This window comes from bacterium (assembly GCA_023150945.1).
Lineage (GTDB): Bacteria > Zhuqueibacterota > Zhuqueibacteria > Zhuqueibacterales > Zhuqueibacteraceae > Coneutiohabitans.
In genome coordinates, this window is record JAKLJX010000001.1 from 224,742 (window position 1) to 247,410 (window position 22,669).

Genomic DNA, 22,669 nt, shown 5'->3' on the forward strand with positions numbered 1-22,669 from the left:
GCGCAATGCGAGTGCGGCAATGCTGCGTTCCCGAATTTTCCGCTCGCGGATGGCTGCGCGCACCACAGTGGACAAGCGAATTTTTGTGGGTTTGATCGTTCCTGCCAATCAATCATCAACCTTTATCAACAGGAGATGCTTTATGTCTGGTAGAAAAATTATGGCGGTCGCCGCCGCCGCTTTGCTGGTCTGGGCGGGCGCCGGTCGGCCGCAGCCAGCGCCGGCTACCGTTGATGCCGTGACGTATTGGAATCGCATCGCGACCGACGCGACAGTCGCAGTGGAAATGGATCCGCTTGCCGAATCGCGCCTGTTCGCGATCCTGCATCTCGCCATTCATGATGCGCTCAATGCCATCGATCGGCGTTATGAAACCTATGCGGCAGCGGTGCCTGCGGGTGCCGGCGCGACCGCCGAAGCAGCGGTGGCTGCGGCTGCCCACGCCGTCTTGACCGAGCTGTTTCCGGCGGCGAAACCGACTTTCGATGCAGCCTATGCCGAGGCGCTGCGGCCGTTGCGCAACGACGAAGCCAAGAAGCGCGGACTCTCCGTAGGCAGCAAAGCCGCCGCTGCCATGCTTGCGCTGCGCAGGAATGATGGCGCCAGTCGTACGGTGGAGCGCGCAGCCGGCACGCAACCCGGCGAGTATCGCCCGACTCCGCCGGACTACACGCCGGCGAAATTCGCGCAGTGGCCGGGGATCACGCCTTTTGTATTGAAGTCCGCGGCGCAATTCCGGCCGGCACCGCCGCCCGTCGTCGACAGTGAGGTTGCGCTGGCTGACATCGCGGAAGTCAAGGCCATCGGCGCACAAGTGAGTCCCACGCGCAGCGAAGAGCAAAGCGAAATCGCGCGCTTCTGGTACGAAAACTCCACGCAGGGGTGGAATCGCATCAGCCGCGAAATCGCGATGAGTCGCAAGTTGTCGCTTTGGGAAAGCGCCCGCTTCTTCGCGCTGGTGAATCTCGCCATGGCCGATGGTTTCATCGGCGGGTTTGAGGCGAAATATCACTACTACTATTGGCGGCCGGCTACCGCGATTCGCGCCGCCGGTGACAGCACATGGGAAAGCTATCTGTGGACGCCGCCGGTTCCGGATTATCCCTCCACGCACACGGTGCTGGGCGCGGCCGCAGCCACGGTGATGGCGCGCTTCTGCGAAACCGACTTCGTCAGCTTCCAGTCGGCGAGCGGCGTGCCCTATCCCGGCCTCACCCGCAAGTTTTGGAGTTTCTCGGAGGCCGCGCGTGAAAACGGCGCCTCGCGCGTGCTGGCAGGCATTCACTTCACCTCTGCGGTCAACGCCGGCTATGTGCAAGGCGAGCAGATTGGAGCATGGGTCTTTGCGCATGCCTTGCGGCCGGTGCGCACGGCGCCGAGCCGCGCTGGTGCCACGACTTCGTTGCAGTAGAGCACAGCAACGCAGCGCCAGCAAGCGAGCGCTGCACCGCCGAGATCCGGTCTCGGCAGTGCAGCGTTATTTGCATTGATCCGAGCAAGGAGAACATCATGGCGATTCGTCGGGCCGCAGCGATCTGGCCGGCTCCCCGGTACGCGGCGAAAATGATCAGAAAACGGAAATTGCAGGCGGCTGCCGCGCGCCGGAGCAATCCGGCAAGCGCATGGCATGCAGTCGTGAGAAAGACAGCGGCAGGATCGTTTTTGCAGAATGACAAGAATTCTATGGGAAATGAGCCCGACTTCTCAAAGCCGGACTGGCTGCTGCAAACCGAGAGCATTCTCGACGCGATGAACGAAGGAGTTGCCGTGCTCGAAGCCGGCCGTGTCTTGTTCGTCAATGAAGCGTTGCTGCGCATGACCGGATTCCAACCGCAGGAAATGATCGGCCGCGCCAGCACCGATTTTTTTGCGCCGGAAGATTTGCCTTTCATTCAACAACAGATCGAGCAGCGGCAACGCAACGGGCACATTCGGTTTGAATACGACCTGCGCGGCAAGTCCGGCGCGCGCGTGCCGGCCATTATCAGCAGCCGTACCTTCCACACGGCGGAGCAACGCCAGTTCGCCATCGTCACCTGCGCGGATATTCGCGAGCAAAAGTCTGCCGAGGCAAGATTGCGCCAGGCCATCCTGCAACTGCAGGAGAGTGAAGCGCGCAAGGATGCGATGTTGAGATCCGCGTTGGATTGCATCATCACCATCGATCACCACGGGAAGATCATCGAATTCAATCCGGCAGCGGAAAAGACGTTTGGCTATGAACGCGGGCAGGTCCTCGGCGCCGAATTGGCGGCAACCATTGTTCCGCCGGCTTTGCGCGAAGCGCACCGGCGCGGGATGGCGCATTATCTGGCCACCGGCCAGGGCCCGGTGCTGGGCAGGCGCATTCAGATTACCGGAATGCGCGCGGACGGATCAGAGTTTCCCGTCGAGCTGGCGATCGTTCCGATTCATTTGGGCGAGCATCCGATCTTCACCGCCTACCTGCGCGACATCACTGAGCCGACGCGCGCGGAGAAAGAGCTGCGCGAAGCAAAGGAGGCGGCAGAAGCGGCGAATCAGGCCAAAACCGAATTGCTGGCGGAGCTGAAAGCAAGGCACGATGAGCTGGCAGTCACATTGCAGCAGCTTCAGATCATCCAGAACAAATTGGAGGCCGAAAACGCGCGCAAAGCCCGCGAGCTGGAAGAAGCGCGCCGGCTGCAGCTTGCGCTGTTGCCCAGAACCATTCCCAAACTGCCGTATCTTGAAATTGGCGTGTTCATGCAAACCGCCACCGAAGTGGGCGGCGACTATTATGACTTCAATGTGAATTCCGGAGGCGGGCTGACGGTCGCAATCGGGGATGCGACCGGCCATGGCTTGCAGGCCGGAACGATTGTCGCTTCCACCAAAAGCCTGTTCAAAGCTTTGGTGGATGAACCGGCGCCGGCGCGAATCTTGAAGAAAATGTCGCGCGCCCTGAAATCGATGGGCTTTCGCAAGATGTTCATGGGAATGACCTTGGCAAAATTCGACCGGCAGCGCCTGATTCTCTCCGCGGCCGGCATGCCTTCTACGCTGGTGCACCGCGCTGCGACCGGCATGACCGAAGAAATCGTCTTGAAAGCCATGCCGCTGGGCAGTTTTTCCAATTTCAAGTATCAACAAAGGACGTTGAAACTGCAGCCCGGCGATACCGTGCTGTTCATGAGTGACGGCTTGTACGAAACATTCAACACACAAGAGGAAATGCTGGGAGAAAGCCGAATGATCAAGCTGTTTGCCGAGGTCGCGCATCAAAAGCCCTGCAAGATCGTTCGGCATCTGGCGCGGGCAGCCAAGTCCTGGGCCGGCGCGCGGGCCTTGCACGATGACATGACGATTGTCGCAGTACAGATGAAATAGCGATGGCTACTATGACGCCAATCTCGTAGTCTGTTACCTTGAAATGTATCGCCGCCGCCAACGTCATCCAGCAAGGATCCGGTGAAGATTTGAGCGCGGTGCCAAGTACCTCACAAGATTCCCTCTGAATGACACGCGGAATCATTTATGCAAATCAAAGTGACAAGGCACTAGATTCAACTTGGGAGGTACTTATTCGAGAAGAAACCCAAGTGAGCGCAGGATGATTCGCGCTACCGCCGCAGTGTCGCTGCTTGCGCTTGCGCAAACCGCAGAAGAAACCGGCAACGCCGCGCAACCGAGACCGCCGCGATTCGGACCGCCGGTGACGCTACGCGGGAGAGTTGTCTGTGGACGCCGCCAGTTCCGGATTACCCCGCTACGCGCACGAAGCCGGGTGCTGCGGCCAAAGGAATGGCGTGAATCCGCGAAACCGGCTTCAACCGCTTCTTCGCTGCGGCAGATCACGGCACTGCAGGCGGACCAAACAATCGCAGCACGGCAGAGCTTCGACCGCGGCCGTGCGGCGCAATCTACAACGATCCAATCAAGGAGAACATCATGGCGACTCGCAAGGCAGAAGCGATCTGGCTGGGCGGCGTGCCGCAAGGCAAAGGGCTCTTGAAGCTGGGCAGTGGCGCGTTTGAGGGCAGCTATTCTTTCGGCTCGCGCTTCAAGGAAGAAGCGGGCACCAATCCTGAAGAGTTGTTGGGCGCGGCGCACGCCGGCTGTTTTTCGATGGCGCTTGCCGGCATCTTGCAGCAAGCCGGGTATGCGCCGGAGCGAATTCATACCCGCGCCCGTGTGCACATCGAGGCGGACGAACAGGGCTTTCAGATCACCGCGATTGCTCTGGAGACGGAAGCGCGCATTCCCGGCCTGGACGCCGCGGACTTTCAAAGAATCGCCGAGTTTGCCAAGAATGCCTGCGCGCTTTCTCGGGCGTTGCGCAACGGCTCGGCTGCCATCAGCCTGCAGGCCAGGTTGGCCACCTGACCGCGTAGAGTAGGCGAACGAACCTCGCGCGCAAGGTCGGGCCGTTGCCCGCAACGATTTGTCTTTCGGCTCGCCGTGCTTGATCTAGTGAAAAAAATGTTTTACTTGATTCGTCAGCAAGTGAGGAAGTGTTCCACTTTTGCAGTAATCATGCCGGCTGCCTCGAAGGGCCGGCATTTTTGTGAGCAGGAGAATTCACGACGAATCCGGAAAATCTGCAGTCCATCCACCCGCGCCGTACCGGAGCGCTGCCGCAAGGCCTGGTGCCAAAGGACCAGTTGCGCATTCCGGCGCTGGATGGTTATCCGCTCGCCGCTACTTTTTTCCCTGCTGCTGCCGCAGCCGCGCCGCTGGTAATCATTGCCTCCGCGACCGCCGTGCGCCGCGGCTATTACGCCAGGTTCGCGCAGTTTCTCGCTCGACACGGTCTTCAGGCGGTGACTTTTGATTATCGCGGGATTGGTGCTTCCCGGCCGCCGCGCCTTGCGGGTTTTCGCGCCTCGCTGCATGAGTGGGGTGAGTTGGATTTGGCCGGCGTGATTCAGTGGGCGGCACAGGAAATCCGGCCGCCAAAACTTCTGCTCGTCGGCCACAGCGTTGCCGGACAGATTTTTCCGCTGGCGGAGAATCATGATTTGGTGCAGGCCGCCTGCTTTGTTGCCAGCCAGTTCGGCTACTGGAAACTGTGGCACGGCAAAGAACGGCCGCTCATCTGGGCGCTGTGGCATGTGGTGATTCCCGGCGCGACCGCCGTGTTCGATCACTTCCCCGGTTGGCTGATGGGCGCGGGAGCTGATTTGCCTGGCGGCGTTGCGGCCGAATGGGCGCGCTGGGGCCGCCATCCTGATTATGTTTTGAGCCATCGCGCCGATGTCCGCGAGCGATTCGCCGCCGTGCGCTTGCCGCTGCAGTTCCTCAGTTTTTCCGATGATGCCCTCTACGCGCCGCAGCCGGCGGTGGTGGCCCTCATGCAAGCATACGGCAGCACCGAAAAGAAGCACCGCCATCTCGAGCCGCATGAGGTTGGCCGGCGGCAAATTGGGCATTTCGGCTTTTTCCGTGAAGCCGCGAGTGCCGCGCTTTGGCAGGAAACACTTGCCTGGCTGCAAACGCATGCTGCAGGAGAACCGCAATGATAGTCGCGCGCTTGGCGAACATTCCGGGATTTGCGATTGATCGCATGGCAGCCGCTGCCGGCGATGATCCCGAAGTCTTGCGCCTGGAAAATCTGGATACCGATCTTGCGCCGCCGGCAGCCGCGTTGGCGGCGACGCGCGCCGCCATCGGCCGCGATGCGGACAACAGCTATTTACCGTTTCTCGGGCAAACTGCGCTGCGTGAGGCGGTGGCGCAACACCTCAACCGGCAAACCGGCCAGGATTATGGCGTGGCGAATGTGGTGATCACCGCGGGCGGCACCGAAGGCCTGTTCGACGCCGTGCTCGCCACCACGGATCACGGCGATGAAGTCATTCTCACGGATCCCAGCTATGCCGGCATGATCCATCGCGTCAGCCTGGCGGGCGGTCAACCGCGGCTGGTGCCGTGGGTGGCGGAACCGGGCGATTGGCGCCTCGATCGGGAGGCGTTGCGGGCCGCCATCAGCAAGCGCACGCGCGCGCTGTTTCTCATGAATCCCTCGATGCCAACGGGAGCCGTGCTGCAGGCCGATGATTGGCAGGCCATTGCCGCGCTCTGTCAACAGTTCGATCTCTGGCTCATCTACAATGCCGCGATGGAACGCATCTTATTCGACGGCCGGCCTTTCATTCATCCAGCAGCGTTGCCGGGCATGGCGGAACGCACCCTCATCGTGGGATCCGTATCGAAAGAATTTCGCATGATTGGCTGGCGCCTGGGCTGGGTTGCGGGCCCGGCCGCAATCATGAATGACGTGGCGCGCGTGCACATCTATAACGTGGTCACCGCCACCGGCATTGCCCAAGCCGGCGCGCTGGCGGCGCTGCAGACACCGCCGGAGGATTTGCAGGCGTGCGTGCAGGAGTGGCAACGCCGGCGCGATATGGTGAGCGAGCAACTCCACGATTTTGCCATGATCCCGGCTGCCGGCGGCTGGTCGCAGCTTCTGAACGTGAGAGCACTGGGTTATGATTCATTCACCGCCGCACAGTTGTTGTTGGAGAAGGGACGGATTGCCGCGACGCCGATGCGCGATTGGGGCCGGGTGAACGGCGATCAATTCGTGCGCTTGGTGTTCAGTAACGAACCGGTTGCGCGCCTGGCGACGCTGGGTGATCGCGTGCGGCGCGCGCTGCTTTCTCCTGGGAGGAAACCATGAGTACCCCGACTGATCCGAAACGTGAGATGCTGCGCCACACCGTTGCCACGCTGGCCTATCGCGGTGGCAAAACGTTGCGCGACGCGCCCGCAGGGTTTGCCGCCTTTCGCGCCGGCGAAACGACGCGCACACCCGCGCAGATTCTGGCGCACATTGGCGACTTGCTCGATTGGGCACTCTCGCTTGCCGAAGGCAGACAAAGATGGAGTGACTCCCCGCCCTTGCCGTGGGAGCAGGAAATTGAACGCTTCTTTCAGGCTCTGAAAAAGCTCGACGATTATTTCGCCTCTGCTGCGGCTTTGGGGCGGCCCGCTGAGAAGATCTTCCAAGGGCCGATTGCCGATGCGCTCACGCACGTCGGCCAATTGGCGATGCTGCGGCGCCTGGCAGGCGCGCCGGTGCGCGGAGAAAATTATCACAAAGCCGAAATCGCGATCGGCCGCGTGGGCCCGGATCAGTCTGACCGGCGCGTTGAATTCGATTGATCGCGGCAGCGCGGCGCGAAACAATGGTTTTTGGGCTTGCTTGAAACACAATATTTCGGCATAGTATCACCACGCCGCGGCATTCCGGCAAGGCGCCGTCGTCTGCTTGTGCCGGCGGCGATGACCAATGCCACCGAATCTACGGCGAGGCACTTGCCACGGCTGTGCCGTAGCATCGGATCCACGTCGCACAAACAATCACCAAACCTTGGTCCAGTCAAGGTTGGAACACATTCACCATCAGAAGTCGGCGGCATTGAAGGCAGACGGCCGCACGAGTCAGGCACCGCGAACTGCGGGACGCGGCTCATTTGGAGAATCCTTATCGCAATGAAGTCTTGAGCGAACCGGAGCAAGCATGAAGACTCTTATTTTGGTGGCCGGTTTCATCTTCCTGACGCAGGCGCTGTCGGCACAAGTTTCCGTTTCGCCCGCCGACGAGTTGGTGCTGGCGACTTATGCCTATGCCAGCAACGATCGCGTTGCCAATCTGCAACCGCTCGGCGATCACTTGGCTGCGCAGTTGCAGCAGAAGGTCAAAGTGGTGAGTTTCCCGACCGTGAAGGCGCTGAATCAGGCCATTCAAGCCGGTGAGGTTGACCTCGCGCTGCCGAATACCTTCGGCTATTTGATGCTGCAGGCCGATTCCACGCCGGTTATCGTGCCGCTGGTGGCGCTGAAAATCCCAGCAGGTGTGAGCAGCAATTATCGCAGCGCCATCGTCGCGCATCGTTCCGTTGCGATCGATACGATTGCGGCCTTGCCGCGTCTGGCGCGCGATCATTCCTTCATGTTCGTGGCACCGGGTTCCACCTCGGGCAATCTCGTACCGAGGCTGTTTCTCGCCGGGCTGGGGCTGGCGCAGCCGGAGTCGGACTTCAGAGAAGTCGTTTACGGCAAGACGCATGCAAACACTATTCTGCAGGTGAAAGAGGGAAAGGCGGATTTCGGCGCCTGCGGCAGTGAGGAGTATGACAAGCTCATCGCTGCTGATCCCGGCGCGCGGCAGGCGATTCGCCTGCTCTGGCGTTCCGCAGAAATTCCCCTCGGCCCGGTGGTCTGCTTGCGCTCCCTGCCCGTCAGTCTGCAACAGCGCGTCAAAGCGATTCTGCTGACGCTGCAGCAAGACAACCCGGCGGCATTTGCGGCCCTCTGCCAGGGCTGGACTGAAGCCAAGCATGCGCAATTCTATGCGAGCGTGACCGACGCCGACTATGATCCGGTGCGCCGCACCAGCGGCAGCCGGCAGGACTTGTTGAGAATCGTGAATCAATTCGTGCAATGACCGCAGAACGCCCGGCCGGCGCTGATGAGGAACAGATTGCCCAAACGCGAGCCGCGGCTTCTTCCACTTTGGCAGTGAATCGCGCAGCAAAAGGAGTGATGTTTGAAGGAATTACTGGAAATGGCGGCCGACTGCGCTTCCCACTATTTGCAGGACATTCAGACGCGCAGCGTTGCGCCGACGCCCGAGGCCATTGCCGGACTGGCACGCTTCCAACAACCTCTGCCGACCGAACCCGTGGATCCGCGGCTGGTGTTGCAGACACTCGATGAAATCGGATCACCAGCCACCATGGCGATGGCCGGGCCACGTTTCTACGGTTTTGTCATCGGCGGCGCGCTGCCGGCAGCGCTGGCCGCAAATTGGCTGGCGGGCGCTTGGGATCAAAACAGTGCATTATACAAAGTGACGCCGGTAACGGCAGTCATCGAGCAAGTCGCATTGCGCTGGCTGCTCGAAGTGCTGCAGTTGCCACCGGAAAGCGGCGGCGCTTTCGTCACGGGCGCAACCGTCGCGAATTTTACTGCGCTCGCCGCGGGCCGGCATGCGGTGCTGAAGGCCGCGGGCTGGAATGTCGAGGCAGAGGGACTGTTTGGCGCGCCGCCGATTACAGTGGTTGTTGGTGAGGAAGCACATCCCACGCTGTTCAAATCGCTGGGACTGCTGGGACTCGGCCGCAACCGCGTCATCAGAATTCCGGTGGATGGACAAGGCCGCATTCGGCCGGACGCGATTCCCCCAATTTCCGCGCCGGCGATCGTGTGCGTGCAGGCCGGCAACGTCAACACCGGCGCCTTTGATCCCCTCGAAGAGATCTGCCATATTGCGCACGCGGCAGGCGCGTGGGTGCACGTCGATGGCGCCTTTGGCCTGTGGGCCGCAGCCTCGCCGCAACACACCGCCCTGCTCACCGGCGTTGCGCACGCAGACTCGTGGGCTACTGATGCCCACAAGTGGCTCAATGTGCCCTACGATTGCGGCTTGGCATTCGTACGCCATCCGGAAAACTTGCGCGCTGCCATGGCAATCACCGCCGAGTATTTGCCGACGGAAGGCCCGGAGCGCAATCCTTCCGATTACACGCCCGAACTGTCGCGGCGCGGCCGCGGCGTGGAAGTCTGGGCCGCCCTGATGAGTTTGGGGCGGCAGGGGCTGGCGGATTTGATCGAACGCAACTGCCGCCACGCCCGCAGATTTGCCGAAGGGCTGAGCGCTGCCGGTTTCCAAATTCTCAATGAAGTTGTCTTGAATCAAGTCTTGGTTTCCTTCGGCGACGCGGAGACAACCAATCGCGTCATCGCCGCGCTTCAAGCTGACGGCACGTGTTGGTGCGGCGGCACGGTGTGGCAGGGCAAAACCGCGATGCGCATCAGTGTTTCCTCCTGGGCCACCACCACTGACGACGTGGAGCAAAGTCTTGCTGCCATGATTCGCGCCGCGAAAAGCATTGCGAAACGCTGATTCCGGCCCGATCAGGCCCGGAGAGTGATGCCGGCCATCCAACCTGACATTGTCAAGCTGATTGATCCGCCGCCAATGCGGATCGGCGCAGGTGAGGTTAGGTTCATTGGGAACTCAAGCGGCCCAGCCGAATGAGGTGAGAGGCGAAGGATCATGCACAGCTACCTTTTGCAGCCGGCCACCTGGGAAGCGAGCGGCGTCTTCGTCGATCAAACCGGCCGTGAGACACCGGTGGCGGGCGAGGCACGCATCGTCCACACGGCACAGGCTTGGATCTTGACCGCCAACTTGGGTGAGATCGAAAATCGCTACGAGATCAGGCCCATGAAGGCCGGCAGTCTGTCTACCGCCTGGCGCAGCTTCAATCCCGCGCTGGGCGAGCTGCACGGGCATTTCGCCTTCGTGGATGATGCCATCATTTCGACATTTTTCTCGAACAACGGCGAATTCACCGGCAGCGAGATTCTGCTGCAAATCTCGCCGACGGAGTATCAAAACCGCGGGGTCTTGTATCGCGCCGGGGAATTTGCTTCGAGCTGGATCATTGATTTGGAAATGTCCTGAGGCGTTTTTTTGTTATCTCCTGTGGCAGCAGCATGTGCAGCAGTACCGCGAGACTCGAGTTTTGAGGGCGGCTCTTCTCTGCCGCTGATCTTGCGGCAAACATTCCAAATCAAACCACACAGGTGAAACCGATGCGTTTTCAAAATCGAGTTGTGTTGATTACCGGTGGCACTGGTCCTTTGGGGACGGCAGTGACCGCGGCGTTTTTGCAGGCGGGCGGCCGCGTTGCCGTCACCTATCGCCGGCCGCAGGAATTTGAAAAGCTGAAGGAAATGGCAGGAGCATCCGCCGGCCGGCTGCACGGCTTTGCGGCCAATCTTGTGGAAGAGGCCAGCGTGCAGGCCATGGTGCAGCAAACCGCCGCGCTCGGGCCGGTGCAGGTGTTGGTGAATTTGGTGGGAGGATTCTTCGGCGGTGTTGCCGTTCCCAACATGTCCCTTGAACAGTGGGACAAAATCATCGCGTTGAACTTGAAATCAGTCTTTCTGTGTTGCAAGCATGTGTTGCCGCTGATGCAGCAGCAGAACGCCGGCCGCATCATCAACGTCAGCTCGCAGGGCGGACAGCACGGCGGCACCGGCATTTCCGCTTATGGCGCGGCCAAAGCCGCGGTTATCAATTTCACCCAAACACTGGCCGCCGAGGGAAAACCGCATCGCATCACCGCCAACGTGGTTATTCCCGGCACGATCGACACACCTGCCAATCGCCAAGCCATGCCCAATGCGGATTTCAGCCGCTGGGTGACGCCCGAGGCCGTGGCGCATGCGATTCTGTTTTTGGCTGCGGAGGAGGCGGAAGCGATCACCGGGGCCTCGCTGCCGGTTTTCGGTTAGCCGCGTGGGTGCGATGCCGATTGCAACGGCGTGCGGCAATGTCACGCCTGGGGCCGGTTACAGCAGGGCACATTCCGGAGTCGCAAACGCGAGCCGCTGGCAAAACGGCTGCGCGGCCGGCATGAAGATCATTATCAAACCAGAACAAGGAGGGTTGGCAATGAGGCTGGGCACGCGCCTGTTCGTCACGGCAATCTTGTGGGCAATTGCCGCAAGTTTCACTGCGACGTTTGGGCAAATCAAGGGCAAGGTGACACTCGCCGGCCTGCCGGCACTGGCAGCCGGCCGGCCGGCCACAAAGAATCCCGCGCTGTGCGGCAGTATGATTGTGGACGAGTCGTTGGTGGTGGGCAAAAAGCTGGAGCTGAAGAATGCCGTGGTGTTCTTGGCCAATGTCCGGCCGGACTCACTGCCGCCGGCCGAAGTCACGCTGGAGATTTCGAAATGCGTTTTGCGGCCGCATGTGGCAGCGTTGCTGGCCGGTGATCGGTTGGTGATTGAAAATCGCGACGCCACGCTGCATCACAGCCGCGGATACTTGCGCAAATTCCGGCCGGGCTGGCAGGGTGTGGTCACCCAGGATATTTTTGAAGATCAAGCAACGAGCGTGTTCAATTTTGCCTTTCCAACCGCGGGCGCGGTAGCAGCGGATACCTTGCGCCAGCCCGGCTTGCTGGAAATTCGCAGCGAAATTGGCTATGACTGGATGCGCGCCTGCGTGCTGGTCCTGCCGCACCGCTTCTTCACCATCAGCAACGAGAAGGGCGAATTCAGCCTGGAGCGTGTGCCCGCCGGCCAGTATGACCTGGTTTTGTGGCACGAGCGGCTAGGCGTGAAGCGCCAATTGGTGGAGGTGGTTCGCGGCGAAAAGACGGAATTGGCGATCGTCTGGGAAATCAGCGCGCCGGTTGCTGCGCCGGGCGATTCCCTCTCACCGTGAAAGAAGAAGTCTCGGCGGTGAGTCGCTGCATTGTTTCAGCGCTGCGCGATCGGCACGTACTTCATTTCTGGTGGGCCTTGATAGACTGCCCGCGGCCGGTAAAGGCGATTGTCACGTAGTTGTTCGAGCACATGCGCGGTCCAGCCGGCCACACGACTGACGGCAAAAATCGGCGTGAACAGCTCGGGTTCGAGGCCGAGATAGTAGTACACCGAGGCGGAATAGAAATCGACATTGGGATAAATGCCGCGGCTGCTCACTTCGCGCGCCATCACTTCTTCCATTTTCCGAGACATCTCATACCACTTCAGGTTGCTCGTGATTTGCGCGAGTTTTTCCGAGTATTGATTGAGCAGGCGCGCGCGCGGATCATAGGTTTTGTAGACGCGGTGGCCAAACCCCATCACCTTTTCCTTCCTCTGCAGCTTGTCCATCACCCACGCTTCCACGTTTTCCAGCTTGCCGATCGCCAGCAGGTTTTCCATCACGCCGGCGTTGGCGCCGCCGTGCAGCGGGCCTTTCAAGCTGCCCACTGCCGCGGTGACGGCAGAATACATGTCCGTCAGTGAAGAAATGCAAACGCGCGCGGTGAAGGTGGAGGCATTGAAGCTGTGATCGGCATGCAGAATCAGGGCAACGTCGAGCACTTTGGCGGAGAATTCATCCGGCACCACGCCGTTGATCTGATGCAGACAGTGGGCGGCATGGTTCAGGTCGGTGCGCGGCGGCACGGGCTTTTCCCCCTTGCGCAAGCGTTGGATCGCGCCTACGATTGCGGGAAAGGCGGCAATCAAGCCGAGCGCGCGTTGGTGATTCTTTGCGAGAGAGTTGTCGGCAGGGGCATCATCAAACAGGCCGAGCGCCGAGACAGCCGTGCGCAGCAGATCCATGGGATTGGCGGTGGGCGGAAAGGATTGCAGCAGCGCGAGCACGGCCTCCGGCAGGTCGCGTTTTGCTTTGAGCGCGTTTTCAAAATCAGCCAGCTCACTGCGCGTGGGCAGATGGCCGGAGAGCAGGAAGAACGCGGTTTCTTCGAAGGTGGAGTTTTCGGCCAGCTCGGCGATGGGAATGCCGCGGTAGAGCAGCACGCCTTTTTGGCCATCGATCGAGCAAATCGTGCTGGGTGCGGCGGCGACGCCATCCAAGCCCGGCCGATACTCCACTTTATTGCCTGCGGCGTCGGTCAACTCCATTACTTTTTCTGCCATCGCTTCTCTCCTTTCCGGCATACTTCACAATGCCGGCTCCGCAGCCGGCGTCCAATGACGATGATCGAATTTGGTGACGATATTCTAGTAAAAAATGTGCGAAAAGCAAGCGCGAGCCGTGTGTACAGCTCTTGCGCAGATTGCGGTCACTTGCTTCACACTCGAATTCGCGAGACAGTGGTTCGCCGCGCCGATGGCAGCGGATTTCCAGCAGGGTGGCCTGAAAAATTGAGCTAAGGTCAGGTGATTTCTAGTAAGGCGGCGCGCCGGCATGGCTGGCATATCGGTTGCTGATGGACGAAGAGAAAGTTCGACTCTCAGATTGGAGACCGTTATGCCGGTAACAGCTTTGGTGATTCGTCAGGCAAGCAAGAACGACACGCGCGAGCGCAGCAATTGGTTGCGGCGGCAGGAGCGCCAAGCAATCACGTGGCTGTGCCAGCGCACGCCGCAATTTGTGACTTCGAACATGTTAACCGGCCTCGGCCTGGTTGGCGCCGTTGTAATCTCTTTGAGCTTGACTGCCGCGGGGCAGAATCGCTGGTGGCTGCTGGGCGCGATCCCCGGCTTGGCCCTTCACTGGCTGGGTGACTCTCTCGATGGCCGGTTGGCTTATTTTCGCAATCGCTCGCGCAAGTGGTTTGGCTTCGCGCTCGACTTGATGATGGATTGGATTTCGCTGTGCGTGGTGGCGGCCGGGCTGGCGCTGTATTTCAGTTCGCTGCGTTTCGTGCCCATCGTTTTCATGGTGGCCTATGGCGGCCGCATGTTGATTGCTGTGGTGCACTACACGATCGCAAAGGTTTATCGCATCGACAGCGGCAAAATCGGCCCGACGGAAGTGCGGCTGCTGCTCGCCTGTGCCGTGCTGGGGGAGATATTTTTGCCGGGCAGCCTGCTACTGCTGACCAGCCTGGCAACGCTGGCCCTGCTGGTTGTGGATGGGCTCGAGTTGGCGCAATTGCTCAGCGCGGCTGACCAACGTGACCGTGCCGAACGCCCTCGCGATTGGGGCAAGACTGCGGCGCCGGCTGCACGCCCTCAGCGGGCCACGCTGCTGGAATTGTTCTTTCCGCAAAATTGAAGCCGCAATTTTGCCGTCCGGTGTGCTGCGGTAAACGCAGATGCCAATCCTTCCGCTGCGCCGGCTGGAAGCAGTTGGACGAGGGTCCTTCACTATTTCCAGCGATGGCAGTCTGCCTTACGCGCCGCTTAGTTTCTGGGAATCAGGATTCCCCCCTGTTCACGATCATAGACGATTTCCCCGCCCACGATCGTCAACATGTTCTTGATGCGAAAGAGCTGCTCCTCCGGCACGGTCATGGGATCTTGATCCAGCACGCTCAAATCTGCAAGCTTGCCGACTGCGATCGAACCTTTCAACTCTTCTTCGAAGGCCGCGTAGGCCGCCCAAAGCGTCAGTGATTTTAGGGCCTCCATGCGAGTCATTTTGAGTTCAGGATGCCAGCCTGCACCGCTGAAACCGGTGGTGTCTTTGCGCGCGACGGCCGCATAGAATTCGATCATGGGATTGCCTTCCTCCACCGGCGCATCCGAGCCGCCGGCGAGGCGGCAGCCGGAATCGATCAGCGTTCGCCAGGCATAGGCACCGTGCAAGCGCGCCAGCCCCAGACGCCGCACCGCAAAATGGAGATCGCCGATGGCGTGGCTGGCTTGCATCACGGGCAGCACGCCCAGCCTGGCGAAGCGCGGCAGATCTTCGCTCGCGACTACCTGCGCATGCTCGATGCGGTGGCGCGGCTCGGCAATCTGGCGCGCTGCGGCCGGTACTTCGGCCAGCGCCTTTTCATAGAAGCCGAGCACCTTGCGATTCGCGGCATCCCCGATCGCATGAATTGCCATTTGAATGCCCTTCTCCGTGGCAGCCTTGATCACGGGATAGATCTCCTCGTCGCTCAAGAGGAACAATCCGTGCGAGTCGTCATCAGAGTACTTTTCCAGCAACGCGGCGCCGCGCGAGCCGAGTGCGCCATCCGCGCTGATCTTGATGCCACGGATGGTCAGGCGATGATCGAACAAGCCGATCTCAGGCGCATGCTGCAGCAGGGAATCGGCATCGGCGCCCGGCCCGCGGATGAACGCGTACAGCCGAATTTTCAACTGGCCGCGTTGATACAATGATTTCCACAAATCGACTGTTTCCCACCCTGAGCCGGCATCGTGCACCGTGGTCAAGCCGTAAGCGAGGGCGACGTCGTTGGCTGCGATCGCGTAGCGTTCTTGCATTGCGCGCGAGTTGGTGGGAATGTGTTGCGTCACCAGCGCCATGGCGTGATCAACAAGCAGGCCGTTGGGTTCGCCGGATTCGCCTTTCAAGATTTCTCCGCCTGGAGGGTTGGGGGTGGCCGCGTTGATTCCCGCAATCTCCAATGCCTTGGAATTCACCACGGCCATGTGGCCATCAGCGCGATTCAAGTAGACCGGCCGGTCTGGAACGGCGCGATCGAGATCATGGCGGGTGGGAAATTGCTTGACCGGCCAGTCTTCCTCCATCCAGCCGCGGCCGGTGATCCACTCACCCGCAGGTCTGCCGGCGGCCCAGTCCTCCAGCCGGCTGAGGAACTCGGCGAGCGAAGCGCAGCCATCGAGATTCAAGTCAAACTCGCGTTTACCCACGCCCTGAAAATGGTAGTGACTATCGATCAGGCCCGGCACCACGGTGCGGCCGCGAAGATCGACGACCTGTGTCTTGCTGCCGATCAGGCGCCCGACTTCTTGATTCGAGCCGACGAAGGCAATGCGGCCGCCGCTAACGGCAACAGCCTGCGCAACGGTGTGGTTGGAATCGACGGTGTGAATGATGCCGTTTTGCAGCACGAGATCGGCAGGTTGAGGTTTGGTAGCGCAGGAGATCATGGGCAAGACTCCGGCAAGCAAGAGGCCAATTGGAAGGCTGGCGGTCCGACTCATTTCATCTTCCTCCTTCAGGCGGAACGGAACAAGAGGTTCACGCACACTATTTGGGATTGCGCCCAATAAAACACGGCAGCCGCAAATCCGCAAGTGAATTCGATTGAAATAGAGGAATCAGCTCTTGCTACCCATTTTCCTGCGGATAAGCGAAGCTCGATTCCCGCCGGCGGCGCAAGCGCGACGAAGGAAGGTTGTGAAAACGCTCGTGGAATCCGGGTCTAATCAAGCAGGAATTGCGGTTTCAAATACGGTGTGCAGGAGTGCTCACGGTGGGTCAGTCCACTTTTGTTCATCATTCCAATGAAAGGGCGAGACTATGTTCAACTTCAAGAAGACCAAGCAGCTCGTCGAGAAGGAACTCAAGCCCGATGAAAAGATTGAGCAATACATCGAGGGAAAGAGCGCAATCAAGACTTCAGCAGGCACGGAGCTGATCGACACAGGCATGGCCGTGACGAACAAAGGGGACGCGCTTTACGTGACCAATCCCATGTGCGAGAAAGCCAGCGCAAAAAGGGTGAGCGCAGATAAAATCAACAAACCTGCCTTGAGTCCAGACAAAGCCACATTGAGCTTTGAAGCGGAAGACGTTTGCTACGAATTGTCTCAGATTCCCAAGGATCCGGACCCAAAGAAAGTCGTGGATTTCATTGGTGATCGGAGGAAGGAAGCGGAGGAAAAGGCGAAGAAAGATCAGCAACTTGGCTTTGCGATCAAGAATACAGGCCTACAGCCGTTTACCATTCAGGTGGAGCCGCAGCCTTCCGCGAAGAAGTAAATCAGCAAGAAGCCAGCGTGGATTTGATGGGAGTTGTAGGGGCAGGACCGCGTGGTTGATCCGGTCAGGATGGAACTATAGGATGACGTGAGAGTTAGGTCGGAGCCCTGCGCAGAATCGAAGTGTTTGAACTGCGGGATAGTTGCTTTCGTCATGTTGTGATGATTCTGCAAATGATAACGCGCGACTATTTCGGGTTGTGTTCATTCGTGTGCAAGTCGCGCGTTAACAGAGACTAGGGCAGGGAATGGCGTGATGGGGGGAGGGATTCTTAGTGGGAGGTAAGTTGAATCAATCATTATTCTTTAGGCGATGATTGATTCAAGTTCGAATATTTCTGTGAGGAATGCAAAAAAGAGGTTGCATTCCGGGACTCATTTGATTATATTTTGCGCTGTCGCGATATACGCGGCGCGAGAAATCGCAGATGTGACACTTGCTCTTTGAAAATATAGCGTGCACAGCATTTCGTTGTGAAAGTCAATTGCTTTGAGTCAAGAAAACAAACTACGAAGAGTTTGATCCTGGCTCAGGACGAACGCTGGCGGCGTGCCTAACACATGCAAGTCAGGGAGAAAGGGGTAGCAATACCCTGAGTAAACCGGCAAACGGGTGAGTAACACATAGGCAATCTACCTCAGAGATTGGGATAACCTCGCGAAAGTGGGGCTAATACCGAATACTCCAGAGAGTTCGCATGGGCGCTCTGGTAAAGGTTATTGTGATTTATCATGGTAACGCTTTGAGATGAGCCTATGGCTGATTAGCTAGTTGGTGAGGTAACGGCTCACCAAGGCGACAATCAGTAGCCGGCCTGAGAGGGTGATCGGCCACACTGGGACTGAGATACGGCCCAGACTCCTACGGGAGGCAGCAGTGAGGAATATTGGTCAATGGGCGAAAGCCTGAACCAGCAACGCCGCGTGAGGGATGAAGCACCAAGGTGTGTAAACCTCTGTTAGAAGGGACGAACAATCCCGATGATCTCGGGACTTGACGGTACCTTCAGAGAAAGCCCCGGCTAACTCCGTGCCAGCAGCCGCGGTAATACGGGGGGGGCTAGCGTTGTCCGGAATTATTGGGCGTAAAGGGCGCGTAGGCGGAATGGTAAGTCAGTGGTGAAATCTCGAGGCTTAACTTCGAGTCTGCCTCTGAAACTGCTGTTCTTGAGTGCGGAAGAGGAAAGCGGAATTCCCGGTGTAGCGGTGAAATGCGTAGATATCGGGAAGAACACCAGTAGCGAAGGCGGCTTTCTGGTCCGTCACTGACGCTGAGGCGCGAAAGCGTGGGTAGCAAACAGGATTAGATACCCTGGTAGTCCACGCTGTAAACGATGGGCACTAGGTGTTGGCCCCGAACCGTCGGGGTCAGTGCCGCAGCTAACGCATTAAGTGCCCCGCCTGGGAAGTACGGCCGCAAGGTTGAAACTCAAAGGAATTGACGGGGGCCCGCACAAGCGGTGGAGTATGTGGTTTAATTCGATGCAACGCGAAGAACCTTACCTGGGCTTGACATGCTGGTTACCAACCTGAAAGGGAAGGGACCTTGGCTTGCCAAGGAGCCAGCACAGGTGCTGCATGGCTGTCGTCAGCTCGTGTCGTGAGATGTTGGGTTAAGTCCCGCAACGAGCGCAACCCTTGTCTCTAGTTGCCATCAGGTCATGCTGGGAACTCTAGAGAGACTGCCGGTGATAAGCCGGAGGAAGGCGGGGATGACGTCAAGTCCTCATGGCCTTTATGTCCAGGGCTACACACGTACTACAATGGCTGGTACAACGGGGAGCGATACCGCAAGGTGGAGCAAATCCCTCAAAACCAGCCTCAGTTCAGATTGCAGTCTGCAACTCGACTGCATGAAGGTGGAATCGCTAGTAATCGCGGATCAGCATGCCGCGGTGAATACGTTCCCGGGCCTTGTACACACCGCCCGTCACGCCATGGGAGTCGATAGCACCCGAAGTCGCCGGCTTAACCGCAAGGATGGAGGCGCCTAAGGTGAGATCGATGACTGGGGCGAAGTCGTAACAAGGTAGCCGTACCGGAAGGTGCGGCTGGATCACCTCCTTTCTAGGGAGTCTCGTTCCGCAAGCGGCTTGTCCGCCGACGGAATTCAGAGATGACCACCTTGACTTCACAGCAGATGATGTGCACGCTTTTTTTTTCGAATGATCATTCTAGTTTTGGGCCTGTAGCTCAGACGGTTAGAGCACTGTGCTGATAACGCAGGGGTCAGTGGTTCGACTCCACTCAGGCCCACTGCGCAATCAGTACCCATACTAGAAGGGGCTGTAGCTCAGTTGGGAGAGCGTCGGTTTTGCAAGCCGAAGGTCGTCGGTTCGATCCCGATCAGCTCCATAGCAGAGTGATTGTTCTTTGAAAAGTTCATGAATGTATGCTTTAGTATTTTCCAGAAATCATCTATCGTTGAGATGAAGATTTTTGGTTAAGTTACTAAGGGCATATGGTGGATGCCTTGGCACGAGAAGTCGACGAAGGACGTGGTAAGCTGCGATAAGCTCCGGGGAGATGCAAACAATCGAAGATCCGGAGATTTCCGAATGGGACAACCTATTCCGCCTGAGCGGAATACCTTCTGCTGAACACATAGGCAGAATGGAGACAACAGAGGGAATTGAAACATCTCAGTACCTCTAGGAAAAGAAAGCCAATGCGATTCCCAAAGTAGCGGCGAGCGAAATGGGAATAGTCCAAACTTGCTGTATGTCAAGCCTGCATGCGTTGTACAGCAAGGGTTGCGGGAATGAGCTAGACGGGTGTGCAGACCTGTCGGGAAGTGACAAAACACCGGCTTAGTCGAATCGATCTGGAAAGCCAGCCAAAGAAGGTGATAGCCCTGTAGGCGAAAAGTCAGTGTCTTCCTGAGTTCATCTCCCAAGTACCGCGGGACACGTGGAATCCCGTGGGAATCCGGGTGGACCATCATCCAAGACTAAATACTCTCTCGTGACCGATAGTGAACCAGTACCGTGAGGGAAAGGTGAAAAGCACCCCTAGCGGGGAGTCAAATAGTACCTGAAACCATATGCCTACAAGCAGTGGGAGCCCCGACTTGTTCGGGGTGACCGCGTGCCTTTTGCATAATGAGCTGGCGAGTTATTCTGTGCAGCAAGGTTAATCTGTTGAGCAGAGAAGCCGAAGCGAAAGCGAGTCCAAATAGGGCGATTGAGTTGCATGGAGTAGACGCGAAACCAGGTGATCTACCCATGGCCAGAGTGAAGCGATCGTAACAGGTCGTGGAGGCTCGAACCCACTGAAGTTGAAAATTCAGGGGATGAGCTGTGGGTAGGGGTGAAAGGCTAATCAAACTTGGTAATAGCTCGTTCTCCTCGAAATAGCTTTAGGGCTAGCCTCATAGGAGAGTGACGGAGGTAGAGCACTGGATGGACTAGGGCTCTCACAAGGGTACCAAACCCAACCAAACTACGAATGCCGTACACTTGCTCTATGGGAGTCAGGCGAGGGGGGATAAGCTTCTTCGCCAAAAGGGAAACAACCCAGATCATCGGCTAAGGTCCCTAAGTGTAAGCTGAGTGAGAAAGGATGTGAAATCGCACAGACAACCAGGATGTTGGCTTAGAAGCAGCCACCATTTAAAGAGTGCGTAATAGCTCACTGGTCAAGCGATTTTGCGCCGATAATAATCGGGACTAAGCTTACCACCGAAGCCGTGGGCTCAACCGCAAGGTTGAGCGGTAGAGGAGCGTTCCACCAACCTGCGAAGGTGCACTGCGAGGTGCGCTGGAGGAAGTGGAAATGATTATGCCAGCATAAGTAGCGATAATCCCGGCGAGAACCCGGGACACCGAAAATCTAAGGTTTCCTGAGTAAAGTCAATCTGCTCAGGGTTAGTCGGTTCCTAAGCCGAGGCCGAATGGCGTAGGCGATGGGAAACAGGCGAATATTCCTGTACCGTCTTGAGATCGTCTGAACGATGGGGTAACGCAGAAGGGAACGTCAGCCAGGTGTTGGATATCCTGGTCTAAGCTGGTAGGAGGGTCGGGTAGGCAAACCCGCTCGACCACGACTCCGAGAAGCGAATGGGAAATGCGGCTTTTGCCAAACCAACTGACATGTACCATGCTGCCAAGAAAAACCTCTAAGTGAGATCGATAGGCGACCGTACCGCAAACCGACACAGGTAGATGAGGAGAAAATCCTAAGGTGCTCGAGCGAGCTCTGGTTAAGGAACTAGGCAAACTGACCCCGTAACTTCGGAAGAAGGGGTGTCCTGCTTGGTCAGATCCTACGCGGGTCAAAGCTGAGCGGGATCGCAGTGAAATGGCCTGGGCGACTGTTTACTAAAAACACAGGTCTGTGCGAAGTCGTCAAGACGACGTATACGGACTGACACCTGCCCGGTGCTGGAAGGTTAAGAGGAGAGGTCATCCCGAGCAATCGGGAGAAGCCTTGAATCGAAGCCCCAGTAAACGGCGGCCGTAACTATAACGGTCCTAAGGTAGCGAAATTCCTTGTCGGGTAAGTTCCGACCTGCACGAATGGTGTAACGACTTGGGCGCTGTCTCAACCAGAGGCTCGGCGAAATTGTAGTACCGGTGAAGATGCCGGTTTCCCACAACGGGACGGAAAGACCCCATGAACCTTTACTATAGCTTAGCACTGTGTTTCGGTATTGCATGTGTAGGATAGGTGGGAGACGTCGATCCGGCGGCGCCAGCCGTCGGGGAGTCAACCTTGAAATACCACCCTTGTTATATTGAGACACTAACCTGGCACCCTGATCGGGTGTAGGGACCCTGCTAGGTGGGTAGTTTGACTGGGGCGGTCGCCTCCCAAACTGTAACGGAGGCGCCCAAAGGTTCCCTCAGCATGGTCGGCAATCATGCGTAGAGTGCAAGCGCATAAGGGAGCTTAACTGTGAGACTAACAGGTCGAACAGGTGCGAAAGCAGGGGCTAGTGATCCGGCGGTCGTGTATGGAAATGCCGTCGCTCAACGGATAAAAGGTACTCTGGGGATAACAGGCTTATCGGGCCCAAGAGTTCACATCGACGGCCCGGTTTGGCACCTCGATGTCGGCTCATCGCATCCTGGGGCTGGAGAAGGTCCCAAGGGTTTGGCTGTTCGCCAATTAAAGCGGTACGTGAGCTGGGTTTAGAACGTCGTGAGACAGTTCGGTCCCTATCTGTTGTGGGCGTAGGAAATTTGAGGGATGCTGCTCCTAGTACGAGAGGACCGGAGTGGACGGACCTCCAGTATACCAGTTGTCACGCCAGTGGCATAGCTGGGTAGCTGTGTCCGGATGGGATAAGCGCTGAAGGCATCTAAGCGCGAAACCCTTCCCAAGATGAGATTTCCCTTGTCGCTTCGGCGACGCTGAAGGCTCCTCGCAGATGACGAGGTCGATAGGCCACAGGTGCAAGAACGGCAACGTTTTCAGCCGAGTGGTACTAATCAGCCGTGCGGCTTAACCATTTTTTTCACTCTCAGCGCTAGATGATTTCTGGATTTTGTTCTTCATCTCGCAAGCATACATCCATTGATCTATAGTCGTAAAA

15 protein-coding genes, 2 tRNA genes and 2 rRNA genes are annotated in these 22,669 nt (G+C 58.3%); 17 read left to right on the forward strand and 2 right to left on the reverse strand.

Going from position 1 to position 22,669, the window contains the following annotated elements; all coding sequences use genetic code 11:
• The first annotated feature begins 142 nt into the window (after positions 1 to 142).
• From L6R21_00940 to L6R21_00990, 11 genes are all read left to right on the forward strand, one after another.
• Positions 143 to 1,411, forward strand: a complete 1,269-nt coding sequence (locus L6R21_00940; protein ID MCK6557741.1) for a vanadium-dependent haloperoxidase — start codon at positions 143 to 145, stop codon at positions 1,409 to 1,411.
• Positions 1,412 to 1,683: 272 nt separating this feature from the next.
• On the forward strand, positions 1,684 to 3,348 hold the full coding sequence (locus L6R21_00945; protein MCK6557742.1) for a PAS domain S-box protein: 1,665 nt from the start codon (positions 1,684 to 1,686) through the stop codon (positions 3,346 to 3,348).
• Positions 3,349 to 3,909: 561 nt separating this feature from the next.
• Complete coding sequence (locus L6R21_00950; protein MCK6557743.1) at positions 3,910 to 4,344, forward strand: OsmC family peroxiredoxin; 435 nt, start codon at positions 3,910 to 3,912, stop codon at positions 4,342 to 4,344.
• Positions 4,345 to 4,607: 263 nt separating this feature from the next.
• Positions 4,608 to 5,480 carry an alpha/beta fold hydrolase gene (locus tag L6R21_00955; GenBank protein MCK6557744.1) on the forward strand — a complete coding sequence of 291 codons (873 nt, stop codon included), beginning with the start codon at positions 4,608 to 4,610 and terminating at the stop codon, positions 5,478 to 5,480.
• Entirely contained in the window at positions 5,477 to 6,643 is a 1,167-nt protein-coding gene (locus L6R21_00960; GenBank protein MCK6557745.1) for a pyridoxal phosphate-dependent aminotransferase, read from the forward strand. The genes L6R21_00955 and L6R21_00960 overlap by 4 nt, the downstream gene beginning before the upstream one ends.
• The gene (locus tag L6R21_00965; GenBank protein ID MCK6557746.1) at positions 6,640 to 7,128 is read left to right on the forward strand and encodes a hypothetical protein; all 489 of its coding nucleotides are present in this window, start codon (positions 6,640 to 6,642) and stop codon (positions 7,126 to 7,128) included. The genes L6R21_00960 and L6R21_00965 overlap by 4 nt, the downstream gene beginning before the upstream one ends.
• Positions 7,129 to 7,486: 358 nt before the next feature.
• Complete coding sequence (phnD, locus tag L6R21_00970; GenBank protein MCK6557747.1) at positions 7,487 to 8,413, forward strand: phosphate/phosphite/phosphonate ABC transporter substrate-binding protein; 927 nt, start codon at positions 7,487 to 7,489, stop codon at positions 8,411 to 8,413.
• Positions 8,414 to 8,515: 102 nt separating this feature from the next.
• The gene (locus tag L6R21_00975; GenBank protein ID MCK6557748.1) at positions 8,516 to 9,874 is read left to right on the forward strand and encodes an aminotransferase class V-fold PLP-dependent enzyme; all 1,359 of its coding nucleotides are present in this window, start codon (positions 8,516 to 8,518) and stop codon (positions 9,872 to 9,874) included.
• A 153-nt stretch (positions 9,875 to 10,027) separates the two neighbouring features.
• Positions 10,028 to 10,438 carry a hypothetical protein gene (locus L6R21_00980; GenBank protein ID MCK6557749.1) on the forward strand — a complete coding sequence of 137 codons (411 nt, stop codon included), beginning with the start codon at positions 10,028 to 10,030 and terminating at the stop codon, positions 10,436 to 10,438.
• A 131-nt stretch (positions 10,439 to 10,569) separates the two neighbouring features.
• On the forward strand, positions 10,570 to 11,274 hold the full coding sequence (locus L6R21_00985; protein ID MCK6557750.1) for an SDR family oxidoreductase: 705 nt from the start codon (positions 10,570 to 10,572) through the stop codon (positions 11,272 to 11,274).
• Between the two features lie 160 nt (positions 11,275 to 11,434).
• Positions 11,435 to 12,214: a hypothetical protein gene (locus L6R21_00990; GenBank protein MCK6557751.1), complete on the forward strand. Its 780-nt coding sequence runs from the start codon at positions 11,435 to 11,437 to the stop codon at positions 12,212 to 12,214.
• Between the two features lie 35 nt (positions 12,215 to 12,249).
• Here the strand turns inward: L6R21_00990 and L6R21_00995 are convergent, their stop codons facing one another.
• Entirely contained in the window at positions 12,250 to 13,422 is a 1,173-nt protein-coding gene (locus L6R21_00995; GenBank protein ID MCK6557752.1) for a citrate synthase, read from the reverse strand.
• 334 nt (positions 13,423 to 13,756) lie between these two features.
• Here L6R21_00995 and L6R21_01000 point away from each other — a divergent pair, with 334 nt between their 5' ends.
• Positions 13,757 to 14,506, forward strand: coding sequence for a CDP-alcohol phosphatidyltransferase (locus L6R21_01000; GenBank protein ID MCK6557753.1), 750 nt, complete (start codon positions 13,757 to 13,759; stop codon positions 14,504 to 14,506).
• A gap of 128 nt (positions 14,507 to 14,634) precedes the next feature.
• Here the strand turns inward: L6R21_01000 and L6R21_01005 are convergent, their stop codons facing one another.
• Positions 14,635 to 16,299, reverse strand: coding sequence for an amidohydrolase (locus L6R21_01005; GenBank protein MCK6557754.1), 1,665 nt, complete (start codon positions 16,297 to 16,299; stop codon positions 14,635 to 14,637).
• A gap of 373 nt (positions 16,300 to 16,672) precedes the next feature.
• Between L6R21_01005 and L6R21_01010 the strand changes: the two genes are divergently transcribed.
• The 5 genes from L6R21_01010 (at position 16,673) to L6R21_01030 (ending at position 22,586) form a co-directional block, all read left to right on the forward strand.
• Positions 16,673 to 17,134 carry a hypothetical protein gene (locus L6R21_01010; protein ID MCK6557755.1) on the forward strand — a complete coding sequence of 154 codons (462 nt, stop codon included), beginning with the start codon at positions 16,673 to 16,675 and terminating at the stop codon, positions 17,132 to 17,134.
• Between the two features lie 506 nt (positions 17,135 to 17,640).
• Positions 17,641 to 19,200: ribosomal RNA gene (locus L6R21_01015) — 16S ribosomal RNA — on the forward strand.
• Positions 19,201 to 19,315: 115 nt separating this feature from the next.
• A tRNA-Ile gene (locus L6R21_01020) sits at positions 19,316 to 19,389 on the forward strand.
• 26 nt (positions 19,390 to 19,415) lie between these two features.
• Positions 19,416 to 19,488 (forward strand) — tRNA-Ala (locus tag L6R21_01025).
• 86 nt (positions 19,489 to 19,574) lie between these two features.
• Positions 19,575 to 22,586 (forward strand): 23S ribosomal RNA (locus L6R21_01030).
• The 16S and 23S rRNA genes sit together here with 2 tRNA genes alongside, the layout of an rRNA operon.
• Positions 22,587 to 22,669 lie beyond the last annotated feature (83 nt).